Source organism: Xanthobacter agilis, assembly GCF_021730435.1.
GTDB lineage: Bacteria > Pseudomonadota > Alphaproteobacteria > Rhizobiales > Xanthobacteraceae > Xanthobacter > Xanthobacter agilis.
Window position 1 is genome coordinate 92,013 of record NZ_JABWGX010000019.1, and the last position, 17,011, is coordinate 109,023.

12 protein-coding genes, 1 tRNA gene and 1 pseudogene are annotated in these 17,011 nt (G+C 64.9%); all 14 read right to left on the reverse strand.

What is annotated here, in order from left to right; genetic code table 11:
* Positions 1-52: 52 nt before the first annotated feature.
* The gene (locus HUW53_RS14600) at positions 53-961 is read right to left on the reverse strand and encodes an alpha/beta fold hydrolase (protein WP_237346495.1); all 909 of its coding nucleotides are present in this window, start codon (positions 959-961) and stop codon (positions 53-55) included.
* A gap of 17 nt (positions 962-978) precedes the next feature.
* Positions 979-1,869 (reverse strand): annotated as a pseudogene (mepA, locus tag HUW53_RS14605) (penicillin-insensitive murein endopeptidase).
* Positions 1,869-2,885 (reverse strand): L,D-transpeptidase, encoded by a 1,017-nt coding sequence (locus tag HUW53_RS14610; protein ID WP_237346496.1) that lies wholly within the window; start codon positions 2,883-2,885, stop codon positions 1,869-1,871. The pseudogene mepA and the gene HUW53_RS14610 overlap by 1 nt, the downstream one beginning before the upstream one ends.
* A 291-nt stretch (positions 2,886-3,176) precedes the next feature.
* On the reverse strand, positions 3,177-7,373 hold the full coding sequence (gene rpoC, locus HUW53_RS14615; RefSeq protein ID WP_237346497.1) for a DNA-directed RNA polymerase subunit beta': 4,197 nt from the start codon (positions 7,371-7,373) through the stop codon (positions 3,177-3,179).
* Positions 7,374-7,472: 99 nt separating this feature from the next.
* The gene (gene rpoB, locus HUW53_RS14620) at positions 7,473-11,549 is read right to left on the reverse strand and encodes a DNA-directed RNA polymerase subunit beta (protein ID WP_237346498.1); all 4,077 of its coding nucleotides are present in this window, start codon (positions 11,547-11,549) and stop codon (positions 7,473-7,475) included.
* 275 nt (positions 11,550-11,824) lie between these two features.
* On the reverse strand, positions 11,825-12,199 hold the full coding sequence (gene rplL, locus HUW53_RS14625; RefSeq protein WP_237346499.1) for a 50S ribosomal protein L7/L12: 375 nt from the start codon (positions 12,197-12,199) through the stop codon (positions 11,825-11,827).
* A gap of 72 nt (positions 12,200-12,271) precedes the next feature.
* Positions 12,272-12,790 carry a 50S ribosomal protein L10 gene (rplJ, locus tag HUW53_RS14630; protein ID WP_237346500.1) on the reverse strand — a complete coding sequence of 173 codons (519 nt, stop codon included), beginning with the start codon at positions 12,788-12,790 and terminating at the stop codon, positions 12,272-12,274.
* Positions 12,791-13,409: 619 nt separating this feature from the next.
* Entirely contained in the window at positions 13,410-14,108 is a 699-nt protein-coding gene (gene rplA / locus HUW53_RS14635) for a 50S ribosomal protein L1 (protein ID WP_237346501.1), read from the reverse strand.
* 5 nt (positions 14,109-14,113) lie between these two features.
* On the reverse strand, positions 14,114-14,563 hold the full coding sequence (gene rplK / locus HUW53_RS14640) for a 50S ribosomal protein L11 (RefSeq protein ID WP_237346502.1): 450 nt from the start codon (positions 14,561-14,563) through the stop codon (positions 14,114-14,116).
* Between the two features lie 277 nt (positions 14,564-14,840).
* Positions 14,841-15,062, reverse strand: a complete 222-nt coding sequence (locus HUW53_RS14645; protein WP_237346503.1) for a cysteine rich repeat-containing protein — start codon at positions 15,060-15,062, stop codon at positions 14,841-14,843.
* A 167-nt stretch (positions 15,063-15,229) separates the two neighbouring features.
* Entirely contained in the window at positions 15,230-15,760 is a 531-nt protein-coding gene (gene nusG, locus HUW53_RS14650) for a transcription termination/antitermination protein NusG (protein ID WP_237346504.1), read from the reverse strand.
* Between the two features lie 18 nt (positions 15,761-15,778).
* Entirely contained in the window at positions 15,779-15,976 is a 198-nt protein-coding gene (gene secE / locus HUW53_RS14655; protein ID WP_237346505.1) for a preprotein translocase subunit SecE, read from the reverse strand.
* 250 nt (positions 15,977-16,226) lie between these two features.
* A tRNA-Trp gene (locus HUW53_RS14660) sits at positions 16,227-16,303 on the reverse strand.
* Between the two features lie 578 nt (positions 16,304-16,881).
* Positions 16,882-17,011 (reverse strand): EF-Tu C-terminal domain-related protein (locus HUW53_RS14665; protein WP_474001518.1); only part of this gene is annotated, 130 nt, incomplete at its 5' end.

A 17,011-nucleotide genomic window follows, 5' to 3' on the forward strand; every position in this document is an offset into this window, starting at 1 on the left:
GCCGCCGGGTGCATTGATGGCGAGCAACTTAAGCACCCGGCGCCACAACTTTTCAGGCGTCGCCCAGCAGGAACGGCAGCACCGCGTCCAGGGTCGGCCGCGGCGCCTCCTCACACAGGAAATGGCCGCCGGGCACCGCCGTCCCGGTGATGTCGGGGGCCAGCGCGCGCCAGGCGTCGAGCGGGCTGATCCCACGGCTCGGAATGCCGGCTTCGCCCCAGGCCAGGAACACCGGGCACGACAGGGTACGCCCGGCGGCGAGATCCGCCTCGTCATGGGCGAGATCAAACGTGGCGCCGGCCCGGTAGTCGGCGCACATGGCCATGGCCCGGTCCGGCGAGGAGATGGCGGCCCGGTAATAGGCCATGGCCCGCGCATCGAAAGCCGAAAGATCCTTGGCGGCGGTCCAACTCGCCATGGTCCAATCCAGGAAGAAGGCCGGATGACCGGCAATGAGCTTTTCCGGCAGGGGATGCGGCTGGGCCAGGAACGACCAATGGTAGACTTGGAGCGCCCGCGCCCGGTCCATCTTATGCCACATCACATAGGTGGGGATGATGTCGAGCAGCGCCAGCCGGTCGAGCCGTCCGGGGTTGTCCAGCCCGAGCCGGTAGCCCACCCGCGCCCCGCGATCGTGGCCCATCAGGTTGAAATGCGAAAAGCCCAGATGCTCCATCACCTCCACCATGGCGGCGGCCATGGCGCGCTTGGTGTAGGGGAAAAGATCCTCGCCCGGCTCCGGCGCCGCGCTCCAGCCATAGCCCGGCAGGTCCGGCATCACCAGGGTGAAGCTCTCGCTCAGCTTCGGCGCCACCTCGTGCCACATGGCGTGGCTCTCGGGAAAGCCGTGGAGCAGCAGCAGCGGCGGGCCCTTTCCGCCCCACCGCAGGAAGATGCGCCCCGCCTTGGTGTCCACGTAATGGGAATCAAAGCCCGGAAAGAGGTCGGCGAGATCCGTCATATGGTCCTCCGCTTCGCTTATTTTCCGCCGAGCACCGTCGCACAGGCGGGGGGTAGGTCCGCAAGGGTCATAGGGGGCTTGGGCTTGGCCGGCTCGGTGTCGGGCTTGGGGTGCAGCACCTCGTCGGAGAACCACCACTCGAGCTCGGCGCCGCAGCCCTCGCCGCTCTCCGGCCGCTCCTGCCCCTTGCATTCGGCGCTGCCGTTCGGACATCCCAGGCGCACATGCATATGGTAGTCGTGCCCCCAATAGGGGCGCACCTTAGCGAGCCAGGAGCGATCGCCCTGGGCCTCGCGGCACAGCGCCTTCTTGATGGCCGCATTCACGAAAATCCGCTCCACCTGCGGATCAGCCGCGGCGGCGCGGACCACCTTTCAATGGTCAGGACGCCAGTTTGCCGGATCGATGTCGCGCCGGTCCTTGCGGACCATCATGGACGCCGAGATATTTTCCCGCTCCTCGCGCGAGAGCATGCGCCCAGGGCTGGGCGTGAGCCAGATATCCGCATCCAGCCCCACCTGATGGGACGCATGGCCCGTCAGCATGGGTCCCCCCCTTGGCTGCGACATGTCGCCGACCAGAATGCCACGCCAGGATGACACCTCCGTCACCCTCTGCGCGAACCGCTCCAGAAACGCCACCAGCACCGGATGGCCGAAGTTCCGGTTCCGCGACAGGCGCATCACCTGCCACAGCGGGCCGTTCGCCTCCGGACCGGTGACCGGCAGTTCTTCGGCGCCCGCAAGGCAGCCTTTGGAATAGAAGCCGATGGCCTCGGGCGCGAATTGGGCCGCCGGCGTCCGCGCGCGGCCAAACAATTCCTTGGCCGGCACCGCCTGCTGCGCCTGCGCCGCCCCCGAAACCACGAGCCCCGCGAGCAGTGCCGCGCGCGCCGCGCGCCGGCCCATCAGCTCACCACCTTGTGGGTCAGGATGACCAAGCCGCCATCGCTGCGGGTGGCCGGATGGGCCGGCAGATCGGTGACGAACAAGGTCGCGCCCGGCTTCACCAGCGCCGCCACCTGCCGATTGATCGACGGGTCCACCGTGATCCGCGCCAGCGCCTGCTGCGCCGCTCCCGCCGGCGCCGTCCCGCCCTCGTAGGAAATGGCGGTCCAGCGCGGCGTTCCGCTTGCGCTCGCCAGCACATAAACCACGTTGCCGAGCGCCGCCGACGGATTTGCGATGCTGATCGGTCCCTGAATCACCGCCTGCGCGCCTTGCAGCACGGTGAGCGACCGGTCCGCCGCGCTCGCCACCATGGACACGGCGGCGCCGGCGCCCGCCATATCCTCAGGCGCGCCGGACCCGGTGGCGTCCACCGCCAACTGCTGCTCCAGCCCCTCGCTCATGATGAGGCCGGGATGAAGCACGCTCTGCGGCGCCGTATGGCTGTCGGCAATGATGACGGGCGTGCCGATGTGCGTGGCCGAAAACAACAGCTTGGCGAAGGTCAGCGGCAGATGCACGCAACCATGGGACGAGGGATAGCCCGGCAACCCGCCCGCATGCAGCGCCACCCCGGACCAGGTGAGCCGTTCCGTGAACGGCATGGACGCCTCGTTATAAAGCGAGGAATGGTGGTCGGCATCCTTGCCGAGGATAGTGAACACCCCCGTGGGGGTGTCATGCCCCGCGCGGCCCGTGGAGGCCGTGGACACGCCGATGCGGACCCCGTTGCGATAGACAAAGGCCCGCTGATCGGAGAGGTTCACCACGACCGCGACGAACCCTTCCGGCGCGCGGTCGGGATACCAGACATATTCCCCCGGCTTCAGCCCGGCGATCGTCGCACTTTCAGGATCATCCGCAGCGAAGGCCGGCGCCAGCATGCCGAGCGCGACGCCGCCGACGGCGGCAGCGCCCAGCTTGAGAATGTCGCGCCGCGCGAGGAGGCGTGGCCGGCGGCAGGTCGGGTCAGTCATGGCGGGTGGCTCCGCGGACGAATCATGTCGGCGATTATGACGGCGACAGCTTAATCACCCATCTCCGAGCATCGCCGCGGCCCCGTCGCGGCGATGCTCTGACGACGCCAACCCGGCCCCATCACGCGGGCGGCGCGCGCCTCTAGCCGATCATCGAGACCGGGTGCCGCGCGGCTGCCGCGAGCGGCGAACGCACACCATCACGAGCGTCGCCAGCGACGCCACCGACCAGCTCCGGCCCAAACAAAAAGGGCCGCCCGAAGGCGGCCCTTTTTATTCGCACCAGCGGCTTCACTCGGCGGGCGGAACCGCCTCGGCCGGGCCGGTCACCAGCGCCACCGGCGCTTCCGTCTGCTCGTCGCGGGTCGCCACGATGAGGTCGTCGCGGGAGTTCGCCACGGCGCGCAGCTTATTCATCTGCGCCCCGGTGCCCGCCGGGATCAACCGGCCGACAATGACGTTCTCCTTGAGGCCTTCCAGCGGGTCCACCTTGCCGTTGACCGCCGCTTCCGTGAGGACGCGGGTGGTTTCCTGGAAGGACGCCGCCGAGAAGAAGGAGCGGGTCTGCAACGACGCCTTGGTGATGCCGAGCAGCACCGGATGACCGGTCGCCTGCTTCTTGCCCTCTTCGGCCGCCTTTTCGTTCGCCTCGATGAACTCGATGCGGTCGACCTGCTCGCCGTCCAGGAAGTCGGTCTCCCCGGAATCGTCGATCTCCACCTTCTGCAGCATATTCCGGACGATCACCTCAATGTGCTTGTCATTGATGCTCACGCCCTGGAGCCGGTAGACCTCCTGGATCTCGTTCACGAGGAAGGCCGCGAGCTCTTCCACGCCCTTGATCGCCAGGATGTCGTGCGGCGCCGGATTGCCGTCCACGATGAAGTCGCCCTTCTCCACCACGTCGCCGTCCTGGAGATGGATGTGCTTGCCCTTCGGGATCAGGTATTCCACCGGATCCCCACCGTCCGTCGGCTCAATGGAGAGACGACGCTTGTTCTTGTAGTCGCGACCGAAGCGGATGGTGCCGGAGATCTCGGCGATGATCGCCGCGTCCTTCGGGCGCCGCGCCTCGAACAGCTCCGCCACGCGCGGCAGACCGCCCGTGATGTCACGCGTCTTGGCACTTTCCATGGGCACGCGGGCGACCGCGTCACCGGCCTTGATGTGCTGGTTCGGGTCCACCGAGATGATGGCCTCCACCGGCAAAGCGTAGCGGGCGTCGCCGCCGCGCGCCAGCTTGGACACCTTGCCGTCCGGCCCCTTGATGAGGATCGCCGGGCGCAGCTCCGGCCCACGGCCGGCGCGGCTGTCGGTGACGACGCGCTTGGCGATGCCGGTCGACTCGTCGACCGACTCGTTCATGGACGAGCCTTCCATCAGATCCTCGAAGGCCACCGTGCCGTCGATCTCGGTCAAGATCGGACGGGTATAGGGGTCCCACTCGGCGATGCGCTGGCCGCGCTTGATGGTGTCGCCCTCGTCCACCTTGAGGCGGGCGCCGTACTGGACGCGGTTGACCGCGCGCTCAGTGCCGTCGTGATCGACGATCACCACGGCAAGGTTGCGGCCCATCACCACCAGATCGCCGTCCGAGTTCCGCGCCACGTTGCGGTTGCGGATCCGGACCGTGCCCTCGAAGTTCGATTCCACGAACGACGAGTCCGCCAGGGTGGCCGCGCCGCCGATGTGGAACGTGCGCATGGTGAGCTGGGTGCCCGGCTCGCCGATCGACTGGGCGGCGATAACGCCCACCGCCTCACCCATGTTGACGGGCGTGCCTCGGGCAAGGTCGCGCCCATAGCAGGTGCCGCACACGCCGTTGCGCGTCTCGCAGGTGAGCACCGACCGGATCTTGATTTCCTGGATGCCCGACTTGTTGATGCGTTCGACGTCGGGTTCCTCGATCATCACGCCCTTAGGCACGATGATCGTGCCTGTCGCCGGCTCCACGATGTCCTCCGCCGCCGTGCGGCCGAGCACCCGCGACGCGAGCGAGGCCACCACCTGGCCCGCGTCGAGGATGGCGCGCATGTGGATTCCCTTGTCCGAGCCGCAATCGCGCTCGGTGATGATGGAATCCTGCGCCACGTCCACCAGGCGGCGGGTGAGGTAACCGGAGTTCGCGGTCTTCAAAGCCGTGTCGGCAAGGCCCTTACGGGCACCGTGGGTGGAGTTGAAGTACTCCATCACGGTCAGACCTTCCTTGAAGTTCGAGATGATCGGGGTCTCGATGATCTCGCCGGAGGGCTTCGCCATCAGGCCGCGCATGGCGGCGAGCTGACGCATCTGGGTGGGCGACCCACGGGCGCCGGAGTGGCTCATCATGTAAATGGAGTTGATGGGCTTCTCGCGGCCGGTCTCCGGATCCCTCTTCACCGACGAGATTTCCTTCATCATCTCTTCGGCGATGCGATCCGTGCACTTGCCCCAGCAGTCCACGACCTTGTTGTACTTCTCACCCTGCGTGATGAGACCGTCGTTGTACTGCTGCTCGTACTCCTTGGTCAGAGCACGCGCTTCTTCCACCAGCTCCCACTTCTTCTTCGGCACCACCATGTCGTCCTTGCCGAACGAGATGCCGGCACGGAAGGCGTTGTAGAAGCCGAGCGACATGATCTTGTCGCAGAAGATCACCGATTCCTTCTGGCCGCAGTGGCGGTAGACGGTATCGATCATGTTCGAAATCTCTTTCTTCGTCATCGCCTTGTTGACGACGTCGAAGGAGATCTTCCGATGCTTGGGCAGGAACTCGCCGATCTTCATGCGACCGGGCGTGGTCTCATAGATCTTGGAATATTCCTGGCCCTCCGCATTGAGGCCGATGTAGCGCCCGCGGATCTTGGTATGCAGCGTGATCGCCTTGGCGTTCAGCGCATGGTCGATCTCGCTCATGTTGGCGAACATCATGCCCTCGCCGGGCTCGTTCTCACGCATCAGCGAGAGATAATAGAGCCCGAGCACGATGTCCTGCGACGGCACGATGATCGGCTGCCCGTTCGCCGGGTGCAGGATGTTGTTGGTGGACATCATCAGCACGCGCGCTTCCAGCTGGGCTTCCAGCGAAAGCGGGACGTGCACGGCCATCTGGTCGCCGTCGAAGTCGGCATTGAAGGCTGAGCAGACCAGCGGATGAAGCTGGATCGCCTTGCCTTCGATCAGCACCGGCTCGAACGCCTGGATGCCCAGGCGGTGAAGGGTCGGCGCGCGGTTCAGCATCACCGGATGCTCGCGGATGACCTCGTCCAGGATATCCCAAACCTCGGGACGCTCCTTTTCCACCAGCTTCTTCGCCTGCTTGACGGTCGCCGAATGGCCCTTCGCGTCCAGCCGCGAATAAATGAACGGCTTGAACAGCTCCAGCGCCATCTTCTTGGGCAGGCCGCACTGGTGCAGCTTCAGCTCGGGACCCACCACGATCACCGACCGGCCGGAATAGTCCACGCGCTTGCCGAGCAGGTTCTGGCGGAACCGGCCCTGCTTGCCCTTCAGCATGTCGGCGAGGGACTTCAGCGGCCGCTTGTTGGCGCCGGTGATGACCCGGCCGCGCCGGCCGTTGTCGAACAGCGCATCCACCGCTTCCTGAAGCATGCGCTTCTCGTTGCGGATGATGATGTCGGGCGCGCGCAGCTCGATCAGCCGCTTCAGACGATTGTTGCGGTTGATGACGCGGCGATAGAGATCGTTCAGATCCGACGTCGCGAACCGCCCGCCGTCGAGCGGCACCAGCGGGCGCAGGTCCGGCGGGATCACCGGAACGTGGGTGAGAATCATCCACTCCGGCTTGTTGCCCGACAATTGGAACGCTTCGACGATCTTGAGGCGCTTGGCGAGCTTCTTGGGCTTCAGCTCGGTGGTGGCCTGCTGGATTTCCACCCGCAGGTCGGCCGCGATCTTTTCGAGGTCCATGGAGCGCAGCAGCTCCCGGATCGCCTCGGCGCCGATCATGGCGGTGAAATTGCTTTCACCATATTCGTCCTGGGCGCGCAGATACTCTTCCTCGGAGAGCAGCTGGCGGTACTTCAGCTTGGTCGTGCCGGGCTCGATCACGACGAAGTATTCGAAGTACAGGATCCGCTCGAGGTCCTTCAGGGTCATGTCGAGCAGCAGGCCGATGCGGCTCGGCAGCGACTTCAGGAACCAGATATGCGCCACGGGAGCTGCGAGCTCGATATGGCCCATGCGCTCGCGCCGCACCCGCGAGAGCGTGACTTCCACGCCGCACTTCTCGCAGATGATGCCCTTGTACTTCATGCGCTTGTACTTGCCGCACAGGCACTCGTAGTCCTTGATGGGACCGAAGATGCGCGCGCAGAACAAGCCGTCACGCTCGGGCTTGAACGTGCGGTAGTTGATGGTCTCCGGCTTCTTGATCTCGCCGTAGGACCAGGACTTGATCTTCTCCGGGCTCGCAATCGAAATACGGATCTGATTGAAGCTCGGGGCCGGAACGGTCGGGTTGAAGACGTTCAGGACTTCCTGGTTCATATGCTGCTCCCAGACGGGGTGGGCGGCTAATCCATTGCGCCGCTCCGGCGATGGCGCCGGGGCGGCTGTCCGCATCACGCGGAAAGGGTTGCGAGCCCCTTAGCTGTTCTCGAGGTCCACATTGAGGCCGAGCGAGCGCATTTCCTTCACGAGCACGTTGAAGCTCTCCGGAATGCCGCTCTCGAACGTGTCCTCGCCGCGCACGATGGCCTCGTAGACCTTGGTGCGCCCGGCCACGTCGTCCGACTTCACGGTCAGCATCTCCTGCAGCGTGTAGGCGGCGCCGTAGGCTTCGAGCGCCCACACCTCCATTTCGCCGAAGCGCTGGCCGCCGAACTGCGCCTTGCCGCCCAACGGCTGCTGGGTGACCAGCGAGTACGGACCGATGGACCGCGCGTGGATCTTGTCATCCACGAGATGGTGCAGCTTCAGCATGTAGATGTAACCAACGGTGACCTTCCGGTCGAAGGGCTCGCCGGTCCGGCCGTCGTACAGCGTCGACTGGCCCGACGGATCGAGCCCGGCCATCTCGAGCTGCCGCTCGATGTCGTCCTCGTGGGCCCCATCGAAGACCGGGGTCGCGATCGGCACGCCCTTGCGCAGGTTCTCGCCCAGCTCCGGAAGGTCCTCGTCCTTGAGCTGGTCGATCTCCGGCTTGCCGTAGATGGTTTCCAGGCGCCCGCGGAGCGGCTTCAGGTCGTTCTGGGCATAATAGGCGTCGACCGCAGCCGCCACCTGTTTCCCCAGACCGGCGCAGGCCCAGCCAAGGTGGGTCTCCAGGATCTGACCGACGTTCATGCGCGAGGGCACGCCCAACGGGTTCAGCACGATGTCCACGTTGGTGCCGTCCGCAAGGAACGGCATGTCCTCCACCGGAACGATGCGAGACACCACGCCCTTGTTGCCGTGACGGCCGGCCATCTTGTCGCCCGGCTGGATCTTGCGCTTCACCGCGACGAAGACCTTCACCATCTTCATCACGCCCGGAGGCAGTTCATCGCCGCGCTGCAGCTTCTCGACCTTGTCGAGGAAGCGCTGCTCGAGCCGCTTCTTCGATTCGTCGTATTGGGCGCGGATCGCCTCCAGCTCGCTCATGATGGCATCGTCCGCCACCGCGAACAGCCACCACTGCGAGCGCGGGAACTCCTGCAGGATCTCGCGGCTGACCGCACTGTCCTTCTTGAAGCCCTTCGGCCCGGCGATGGCCACCTTGCCGTCGAGGATCTCGATCAGACGCCCATAGACGTTGCGGTCCAGGATCGCCTGCTCGTCGTCGCGGTCCTTGGCGAGACGCTCGATCTCCTCGCGCTCGATGGCGAGGGCGCGTTCGTCCTTGTCCACGCCGTGGCGGTTGAACACCCGAACCTCGACGATGGTGCCCTTGGTGCCGGGCGGCAGGCGCAGCGAGGTATCGCGCACATCCGCGGCTTTCTCACCGAAGATGGCGCGCAGAAGCTTCTCTTCCGGCGTCATCGGGCTCTCACCCTTGGGGGTGATCTTGCCCACCAGGATGTCGCCGGCGTTCACCTCGGCGCCGATGTAGACGATGCCCGCTTCGTCGAGATTCTTCAGCGCCTCTTCCGAGACGTTGGGAATATCGCGGGTGATTTCCTCCGGCCCAAGCTTCGTGTCACGGGCCATGCACTCGAATTCCTCGAGATGGATCGAGGTGAACACGTCGTCCTTGACGATGTTCTCCGAGAGCAGAATGGAATCTTCGTAATTGTAGCCGTTCCACGGCATGAACGCGACCAGCACGTTCCGACCGAGAGCCAGATCACCCAGCTCGGTCGACGGGCCGTCTGCGATGATATCGCCCTTGCGCACAACGTCGCCGACCCGCACCAGCGGCCGCTGGTTGATGCAGGTGGACTGGTTCGACCGCTGGAACTTCATCAGCCGGTAGATGTCCACGCCGGACTTGGAGGGGTCGGGCTCCTCCGTGGCGCGGATCACGATACGGGTCGCGTCCACCTGGTCGATGATGCCGGTCCGGCGGGCGGCGATGGCGGCGCCCGAATCCCGGGCCACCACGGCTTCCATGCCGGTGCCCACCAGCGGCGCCTGAGAGCGCACGAGGGGAACCGCCTGGCGCTGCATGTTGGAGCCCATGAGCGCGCGGTTGGCGTCGTCGTTCTCGAGGAACGGGATGAGCGCCGCCGCCACCGAGACCAACTGCTTCGGCGACACGTCCATGAAATCCACGCGGTCGGGCGAGACCATCAGCACGTCACCGGCGTGACGGCAGATGATCAGGTCCTCTACGAAGCGGCCATCCGGATCGAGCGGAATGTTCGCCTGCGCGACGTAATACTTCCCCTCTTCCATGGCGGACAGATAGACCACCTCGTCGGTGACCTTGGATTCCACCACCCGGCGATAGGGCGCCTCGATGAAGCCGTACTTGTTCACCCGCGCGAACGTCGCCAGCGAGTTGATGAGGCCGATGTTCGGCCCTTCCGGCGTCTCGATCGGGCAGATGCGGCCATAGTGGGTCGGGTGCACGTCGCGCACCTCGAAGCCCGCGCGCTCGCGGGTCAGGCCGCCCGGGCCCAGGGCCGAGAGGCGCCGCTTGTGCGTGATCTCGGAGAGCGGGTTGGTCTGGTCCATGAACTGCGAGAGCTGCGAGGAGCCGAAGAACTCGCGCACCGCGGCCGCCACCGGCTTCGCATTGATCAGGTCCTGCGGCATCACGGTGTCGATGTCGACCGACGACATCCGCTCCTTGATGGCACGCTCCATGCGCAACAGGCCGACCCGATACTGGTTCTCCATCAGCTCGCCGACCGAGCGCACGCGACGATTGCCCAGGTGATCGATATCGTCGATCTCACCCTTGCCGTCACGCAGCTCCACCAGCGTGCGGATGACGGAAAGGATGTCCTCCCGCCGCAGCACGCGCACCGTGTCCGGGCAGTCGAGATCAAGCCGCATGTTCATCTTGACGCGGCCCACGGCGGAGAGATCGTAGCGCTCCGCATCGAAGAACAGCGAATGGAACATGGCCTGCGCCGAATCGATGGTCGGCGGCTCGCCCGGGCGCATCACGCGATAAATGTCGAAAAGCGCGTCCTCGCGGGTCACGTTCTTGTCGGCGCTCAGCGTGTTGCGGATATAGGCACCGGTGTTGACATGGTCGATGTCCAGCACCGGGATCTCGCCATAGCCGAGCTCGTCGAGCAGCTTGAGGCTCTTCTCGGTGAGCTCGTCGCCGGCTTCCGCGTGGATCTCGCCGCTCTGCGGGTCCACCAGATCCTCGGCCACATACTGGCCCACCATCTCCTCATTGGAGATCTTGAGGGCCTTCAGGCCCTTTTCGGCGAGCTGCCGGGCGGCGCGCACCGTCAGCTTCTTGCCCGCCTCCAGCACGACTTCGCCGGTGTCCGCGTCGATAAGGTCCGACACCGACTTGTAACCCTTCATCCGCTTCGGATCGAAGGGCATGCGCCAGCCGTCCTTGGCCCGCGAGAACATGATCTTCTCGTAGAAGGTGTCGAGGATCTCCTCGGCATCGAGGCCGAGCGCATAGAGCAGGCTCGTCACCGGAATCTTGCGGCGCCGATCGATGCGCGCATAGACGATGTCCTTGGCGTCGAACTCGATGTCGAGCCAGGAGCCGCGATAGGGAATGATGCGCGCCGCGAACAGCAGCTTGCCCGAAGAGTGGGTCTTGCCCTTGTCGTGGTCGAAGAACACGCCCGGCGACCGATGCATCTGCGAAACGATGACGCGCTCGGTCCCGTTCACAATGAACGTCCCGTTCATCGTCATGAGCGGAATGTCGCCGGTGTAGACGTCCTGTTCCTTGATGTCCTTGACCGACTTCGCACCGGTATCGGGATCCACATCGAACACGATGAGGCGCAGCGTCACCTTCAACGGCGCGGCAAAGGTCATTCCGCGCTGACGGCACTCGTCCACGTCATACTTCGGTGGCTCGAACTCGTAGCGCACGAACTCGAGCATGGCTGCGCCGGCGAAATCGGAGATGGGAAAAACCGACTTGAACACCGCCTGCAGGCCATCGTCGTCGCGACCACCCTTGGGCTCCTCGATCTGAAGGAACTGGTCGTAAGACGCCTTCTGAACCTCGATGAGGTTCGGCATCTCAGCCACTTCCTTGATTTTCCCGAAGAACTTGCGGATCCGCTTACGACCGGTGAACGTTTGCGCCATCTCGATCCTCGTCCGTCCAGGTCCCCATCGGGCCGGCTCCCCTGATCGAGGCTCGCCATGCCGGCACCGGAACCACTTTGCCGTCAGTCCAAAAAGAGCGAAGGTCCAGGGACCTGCCCCTTTTAAGCACCATGACGGCTCTCCGGGACGCCAGAAGCCTCTCGCTTCACGGCGACCAGGAGAACCGTCTCAAATCATCGCGCCGCTCCGGACAGGCCGGACCGGTACGGTAAAAAGGCGCTCCGGGATGACCCCGGAGCGCCAGCATCACAAGCTCACTTGAGCTCGACCTTGGCGCCAGCCTTCTCGAGCTGGGCCTTGAGCTTCTCGGCCTCGTCCTTGGACACGCCTTCCTTGACGGGCTTCGGAGCACCTTCCACCAGGTCCTTGGCTTCCTTGAGGCCCAGGCCGGTGATGGCGCGCACTTCCTTGATGACCTCGATCTTCTTGTCGCCGGCGGCGGCCAGCACGACAGTGAACTCGGTCTGCTCTTCGACGGCCGGAGCGGCAGCGCCGGCGGGAGCGGCGGCCACAGCCACGGCGGCGGCGGCGGACACGCCCCACTTCTCTTCGAGCAGCTTGGCCAGCTCGGCGGCCTCGAGCACGGTGAGGGCGGAGAGCTCGTCGACGAGCTTGGTCAGATCAGCCATTTTGGTCTTCCTTGAGATAGGTTCGAATTTGAGATTTGCGAGATCAGGCCGCCATCTTCGGCGACCGCATCCTCACGCAGCTTCGTCCTGTTTGGCATAGGCCCCGAACACGCGCGCCAGCTTGGCCGCAGGCGCGGTGGTGAGCTGCGCCAGCTTGGTCGCCGGAGCCTGAATCAGGCCGACGAGCTTGGCACGCAGTTCATCCAGGGACGGCATGGTGGCGAGCGCCTTCACACCGTCAACATTGAGGGCCGTCGTGCCCATCGCGCCGCCAAGGATCACGAACTTGTCGTTGGCCTTGGCAAACTCGACGGCAACCTTCGGCGCCGCCACCGGATCGTCCGAATAGGCGATCACGGTGGGTCCCTTCAGCAGGGACGCCACATGGGCGACGTCGGAGCCTTCCAGAGCGATCTTGGCGAGGCGGTTCTTAGCCACCTTCACGGTCGCACCCTCGGCCTTCATCTGTCGACGCAGTTTCGACATCTGGGCCACGGTGAGACCGGAATAGTGGGCGACCACGACGACGGAAGTGGTCTTGAACACTTCCGTGAGCGTCGTGACGAGCTCTTGTTTTTCCGCTCGATCCACGTCTGGCTCTCTTTAAGCCTGTGGCGGAACATCATCCCTTGCGGGAGAACGCTCCACCGGTTGCGCCTTGCCGCCCATGGCAGCCGGACCCGTTGAAAAACGGCATGCCGACCGCAACACGCGGCGCTCATGCCCTGTCCCCTCGGACCCCGCCGGACACACGGTCCGGGACGGAACACAAGGCGCTGGTTCGAACCGATCTCCGCGACCATCACAACAGCGATGGCCAATCTGAAATTCCGGTCTTCCCCGTCTATGCTGGCTCCGACGTGCCCCTTACGGAAGCACCCTGAGAATTAAGCCTCGGCACACCAATCGGCCGCCAGGCACCTGCAGTCTCGGACAGGACTTGCCACCCACCCCGAGGCCGAACTCCGTTAAGAATTGGCACCGAGATAGACGACGAGGCCGGGCGGGCGAACCCTCCCAGCCCTTTCACCCAGTCAAGGGAGAAAGCTTAAGATCCAACTCCCCGAACAGCACGCCATCCGGGAAACAGTCCCTATAATGCCTTACGAGCGCGTTGTCACGCCCTTTCGCGCATCTTCGGCTGAAAACTCTGGCGAGGTCCTACCCATTCCGGTCGGGGCCTCGCCAATTCAAAAGCCGCTCGGCAGCCTCAGGCGCCCAACACCGTCGCGGGCTCAACCTTGATGCCAGGGCCCATGGTGGACGACACCGCGACCCGCTGCACATAGGTGCCCTTGGCGCCCGTGGGCTTGGCCCTCACCACCGCATCGGCAAAGGCGCGGATGTTTTCCGCCAGCTTCTCGGTGGAGAAAGACGCCTTGCCGACGCCGGCATGGATAATGCCAGCCTTCTCGACGCGGAACTCCACGGCACCGCCCTTGGCGGCGCCGACGGCACCCTTCACGTCCATGGTCACGGTACCGACCTTGGGGTTCGGCATCAGACCACGCGGGCCGAGCACCTTGCCCAGGCGACCCACCAGCGGCATCAGATCGGGCGTCGCGATGCAACGATCGAACTCGATCTTGCCACCCTGGATCGTCTCCAGCAGGTCTTCGGCGCCCACGATGTCGGCGCCGGCGGCCTTGGCCTCATCGGCCTTCGCGCCGCGCGCGAACACGGCGACGCGCACCGTACGGCCGGAGCCGTTCGGCAGATTGCAGACGCCACGCACCATCTGGTCGGCATGGCGCGGGTCGACGCCCAGGTTCAGCGCGACCTCGACGGTCTCGTCGAACTTGGCGGTCGCACGCTCCTTCAGGAGCGCGATCGCCTCGTCGAGGCCATAGAGCTTGTTGCGGTCGATGCCCTCGTGGGCGGCGCGGATGCGCTTGCCTTCATTCGCCATGGCGCTCACTCCTGAACCTGGAGGCCCATGGACCGGGCCGAACCTTCGATCATCTGGACCGCCGCCTCGACGGTGTCGCAGTTCAGATCCTTCATCTTCTTCTCGGCGATCTCGGCCATCTGGGCGCGCGTGATCTTGCCGACGAAGCCGCCCTTGCCGGGCGTCTTCGAGCCCGAACCGGGCTTCTTCTTGGTCTCAAGGCCGGCGGCCTTCTTCAAGAAGTAGGAGACCGGCGGGGTCTTCAGCTCGAAGGTGAAAGAGCGGTCCTGATAGGCGGTGATGACCACCGGAATCGGCATGCCCTTTTCCATCTGGGCGGTCTGGGCGTTGAACGCCTTGCAGAACTCCATGATGTTGAGGCCGCGCTGACCCAGAGCCGGACCGATGGGCGGCGCCGGATTGGCGCTGCCCGCAGGCACCTGCAGCTTGACGTAACCTGAAATCTTCTTCGCCATTTAACAACTCCCCGGCGAATCCGGCAGCCGGCCGAAAACACCAATGCGCACCCGTGCGACTGCAAGGTCGCGGGTGGCGCGGATTGAGGACCGCGGTCATGGCGCGCTTGCTCCGGCTGGCGAACCGGGCGCACCTCCCGCGTATGGATGCGCCCCACCTTGGAGCGCTTGGGGTCACTTACACGAAAGACACGAGCGGGAAAACCCCCTCAAGGGCCGCGCGCTCGTGTTTATTGTCCCCGCTTGCGCAACCGCCCACCGGTCGCCGGCGAAGCGCTCAGCCCTTCAGCTTCTGCAACGCCTTGGCACAGCCCACCGAAATCTGATCGCCATGGGCCTTGAGGCACTTCAGGAGGCGCCCGTCGCCCGGAGGAACGGTCGGGCACAGCCGCTCGATGTCCGGCTTGCAATACTGAACGAGCGGCTCCTGCTGCGCATAGCCGGACGAGGCGAATAGCGTGCTGCCGGCAACCGTCAGAGCCAAAACAACGGTCTTCATACCCTGCCTCCTGACGCGGCCGGGTTCCGGGACACATGGCCGCCACATCCGCCTCTAGGCAAGGGAACGATTGGACGCGATGGCGAAAATTGGACCGAAGGCTAAAAAGGAAAAGGCGCGGCCAAGCCGCGCCTTCCACAAGGCTCAGAACACGCGCGACGCGCGCCTCACACCTTTTCCACCTGGTTGAACTCCAATTCCACCGGAGTTGCGCGCCCGAAGATGGACACCGCGACCTTGAGACGGGAGCGGGTGTCGTCCACTTCCTCGACTATGCCGTTGAAGGAGGCGAAGGGGCCATCGGAGACCTTCACGGTCTCGCCCACCTCAAACGAGATGGACGGCTTGGGCCGCTCGATGCCCTCCTGCACCTGCTGCAGGATGCGCATGGCCTCCGATTCGGAAATCGGCATGGGCTTGTTGTCGGCACCGAGGAACCCGGTGACCTTCGGCGTGTTCTTGATGAGATGGAACGCCTCATCGGTCAGATCCATCTTCACCAGCACGTAACCGGGGAAGAACTTGCGTTCGGCATCGACCTTCCGGCCGCGACGCACTTCCACCACCTTTTCCGTGGGCACCAGGATCTGGTCGAACAAATCGGTGAGGCCGCGCTGCTCCGCCTGTTCGCGGATCGAATCGGCGACCTTCTTCTCAAAATTGGAATAGGCGTGGACGATGTACCAACGTTTCGCCATGGAAGCCTCCCCGCCGCCTCAGTGCCCGATGGTGAGCAGGGTGGAGACGCCGAACCGGATGATCTGGTCGGCGACAAAGAAGAAGATGGCTGCGAGGAACACCATCACGAACACCATGGCCGTGGTGATCAGCGTCTCGCGCCGGGTCGGCCAGGTGACCTTCGCCGTTTCGGCGCGGACCTGCTGAAAGAACTCGACAGGACTGTTCTTCGCCATGCGTGACACGGCAGCCCTTTGGGAAAGCCCCGGTGGCCGCCACCTCTCCTTGTTCGAAAGCGCCCCACGCCCGATTGCGCCTGGCACCGTCGGAAACTCAAATAGCCCACCCCGCCCCTTTTCGGAAGGGCGCGGACGCTGAACCGAGCCGGGTTGATGTGGGATGCTCCAAGTGCGGGCGAAAGCGCCCCTCGCGCCGACCCCACCCCGAACCTTCGCTTTGACCCTGCCACCCGCCACAGGCGAAGGATGGCAGGAGTGGAGGGACTCGAACCCCCAACCCCCGGTTTTGGAGACCGGTGCTCTAACCAGTTGAGCTACACTCCTAGGCCTTACCTCGACCGGCGCTGCCGAATCGGCACTGCGAATGGGCGCGCGGCACTCGAGGGTAAAGCCCTCCGCGCCGGGAAGCGACCCAGCGCATCGGTAGGCGTGTGTGTAGAGGGATGCGGCGCGTCTGTAAAGGGGATCGCGCATGGGCACCCATTTCGTCCCCAGCCATGCGCTGCACAGGCCCCGCGTCAAGGCGCGGCACCGCCCTTCTGAGCGGGATCGGCATTCGGTCCGGGCGGCGCGCTTCCCAGCGCGCACTCGCGATTCGCGCCCGTGGCGGGTGCATTCTCGAAAACGCAGTGGGTGGTCGGCGGATCGCCACACACCCGATCGAGCTTCTTGAAGCTCACGCAGCGACCGTCGGGGCCCCGATAGCCGGGCCCTCCCTTGCAGCCGCACCCCTCGCAGGGCGGTCGCTCGGGACAGCTCTCCTTCGCGGCGAGCGGCCAGGGCGCGGTCACCACAAGCACCAGGGACATGGCGGCGAGGAGAGCCGTGCAAAAGAAAAGGGCGGCGCCGCGGCGCCGCCCCTTCCCAATCCTTGAGATGAACGCGAGGTTCACCTCGATCCATCACTCGATGATGGAGGCGACGACACCGGCACCAACCGTGCGGCCACCCTCGCGGATGGCGAAGCGCAGCTTTTCTTCCATGGCGATCGGAACGATCAGCGCCACGTCCATGGACACGTTGTCGCCCGGC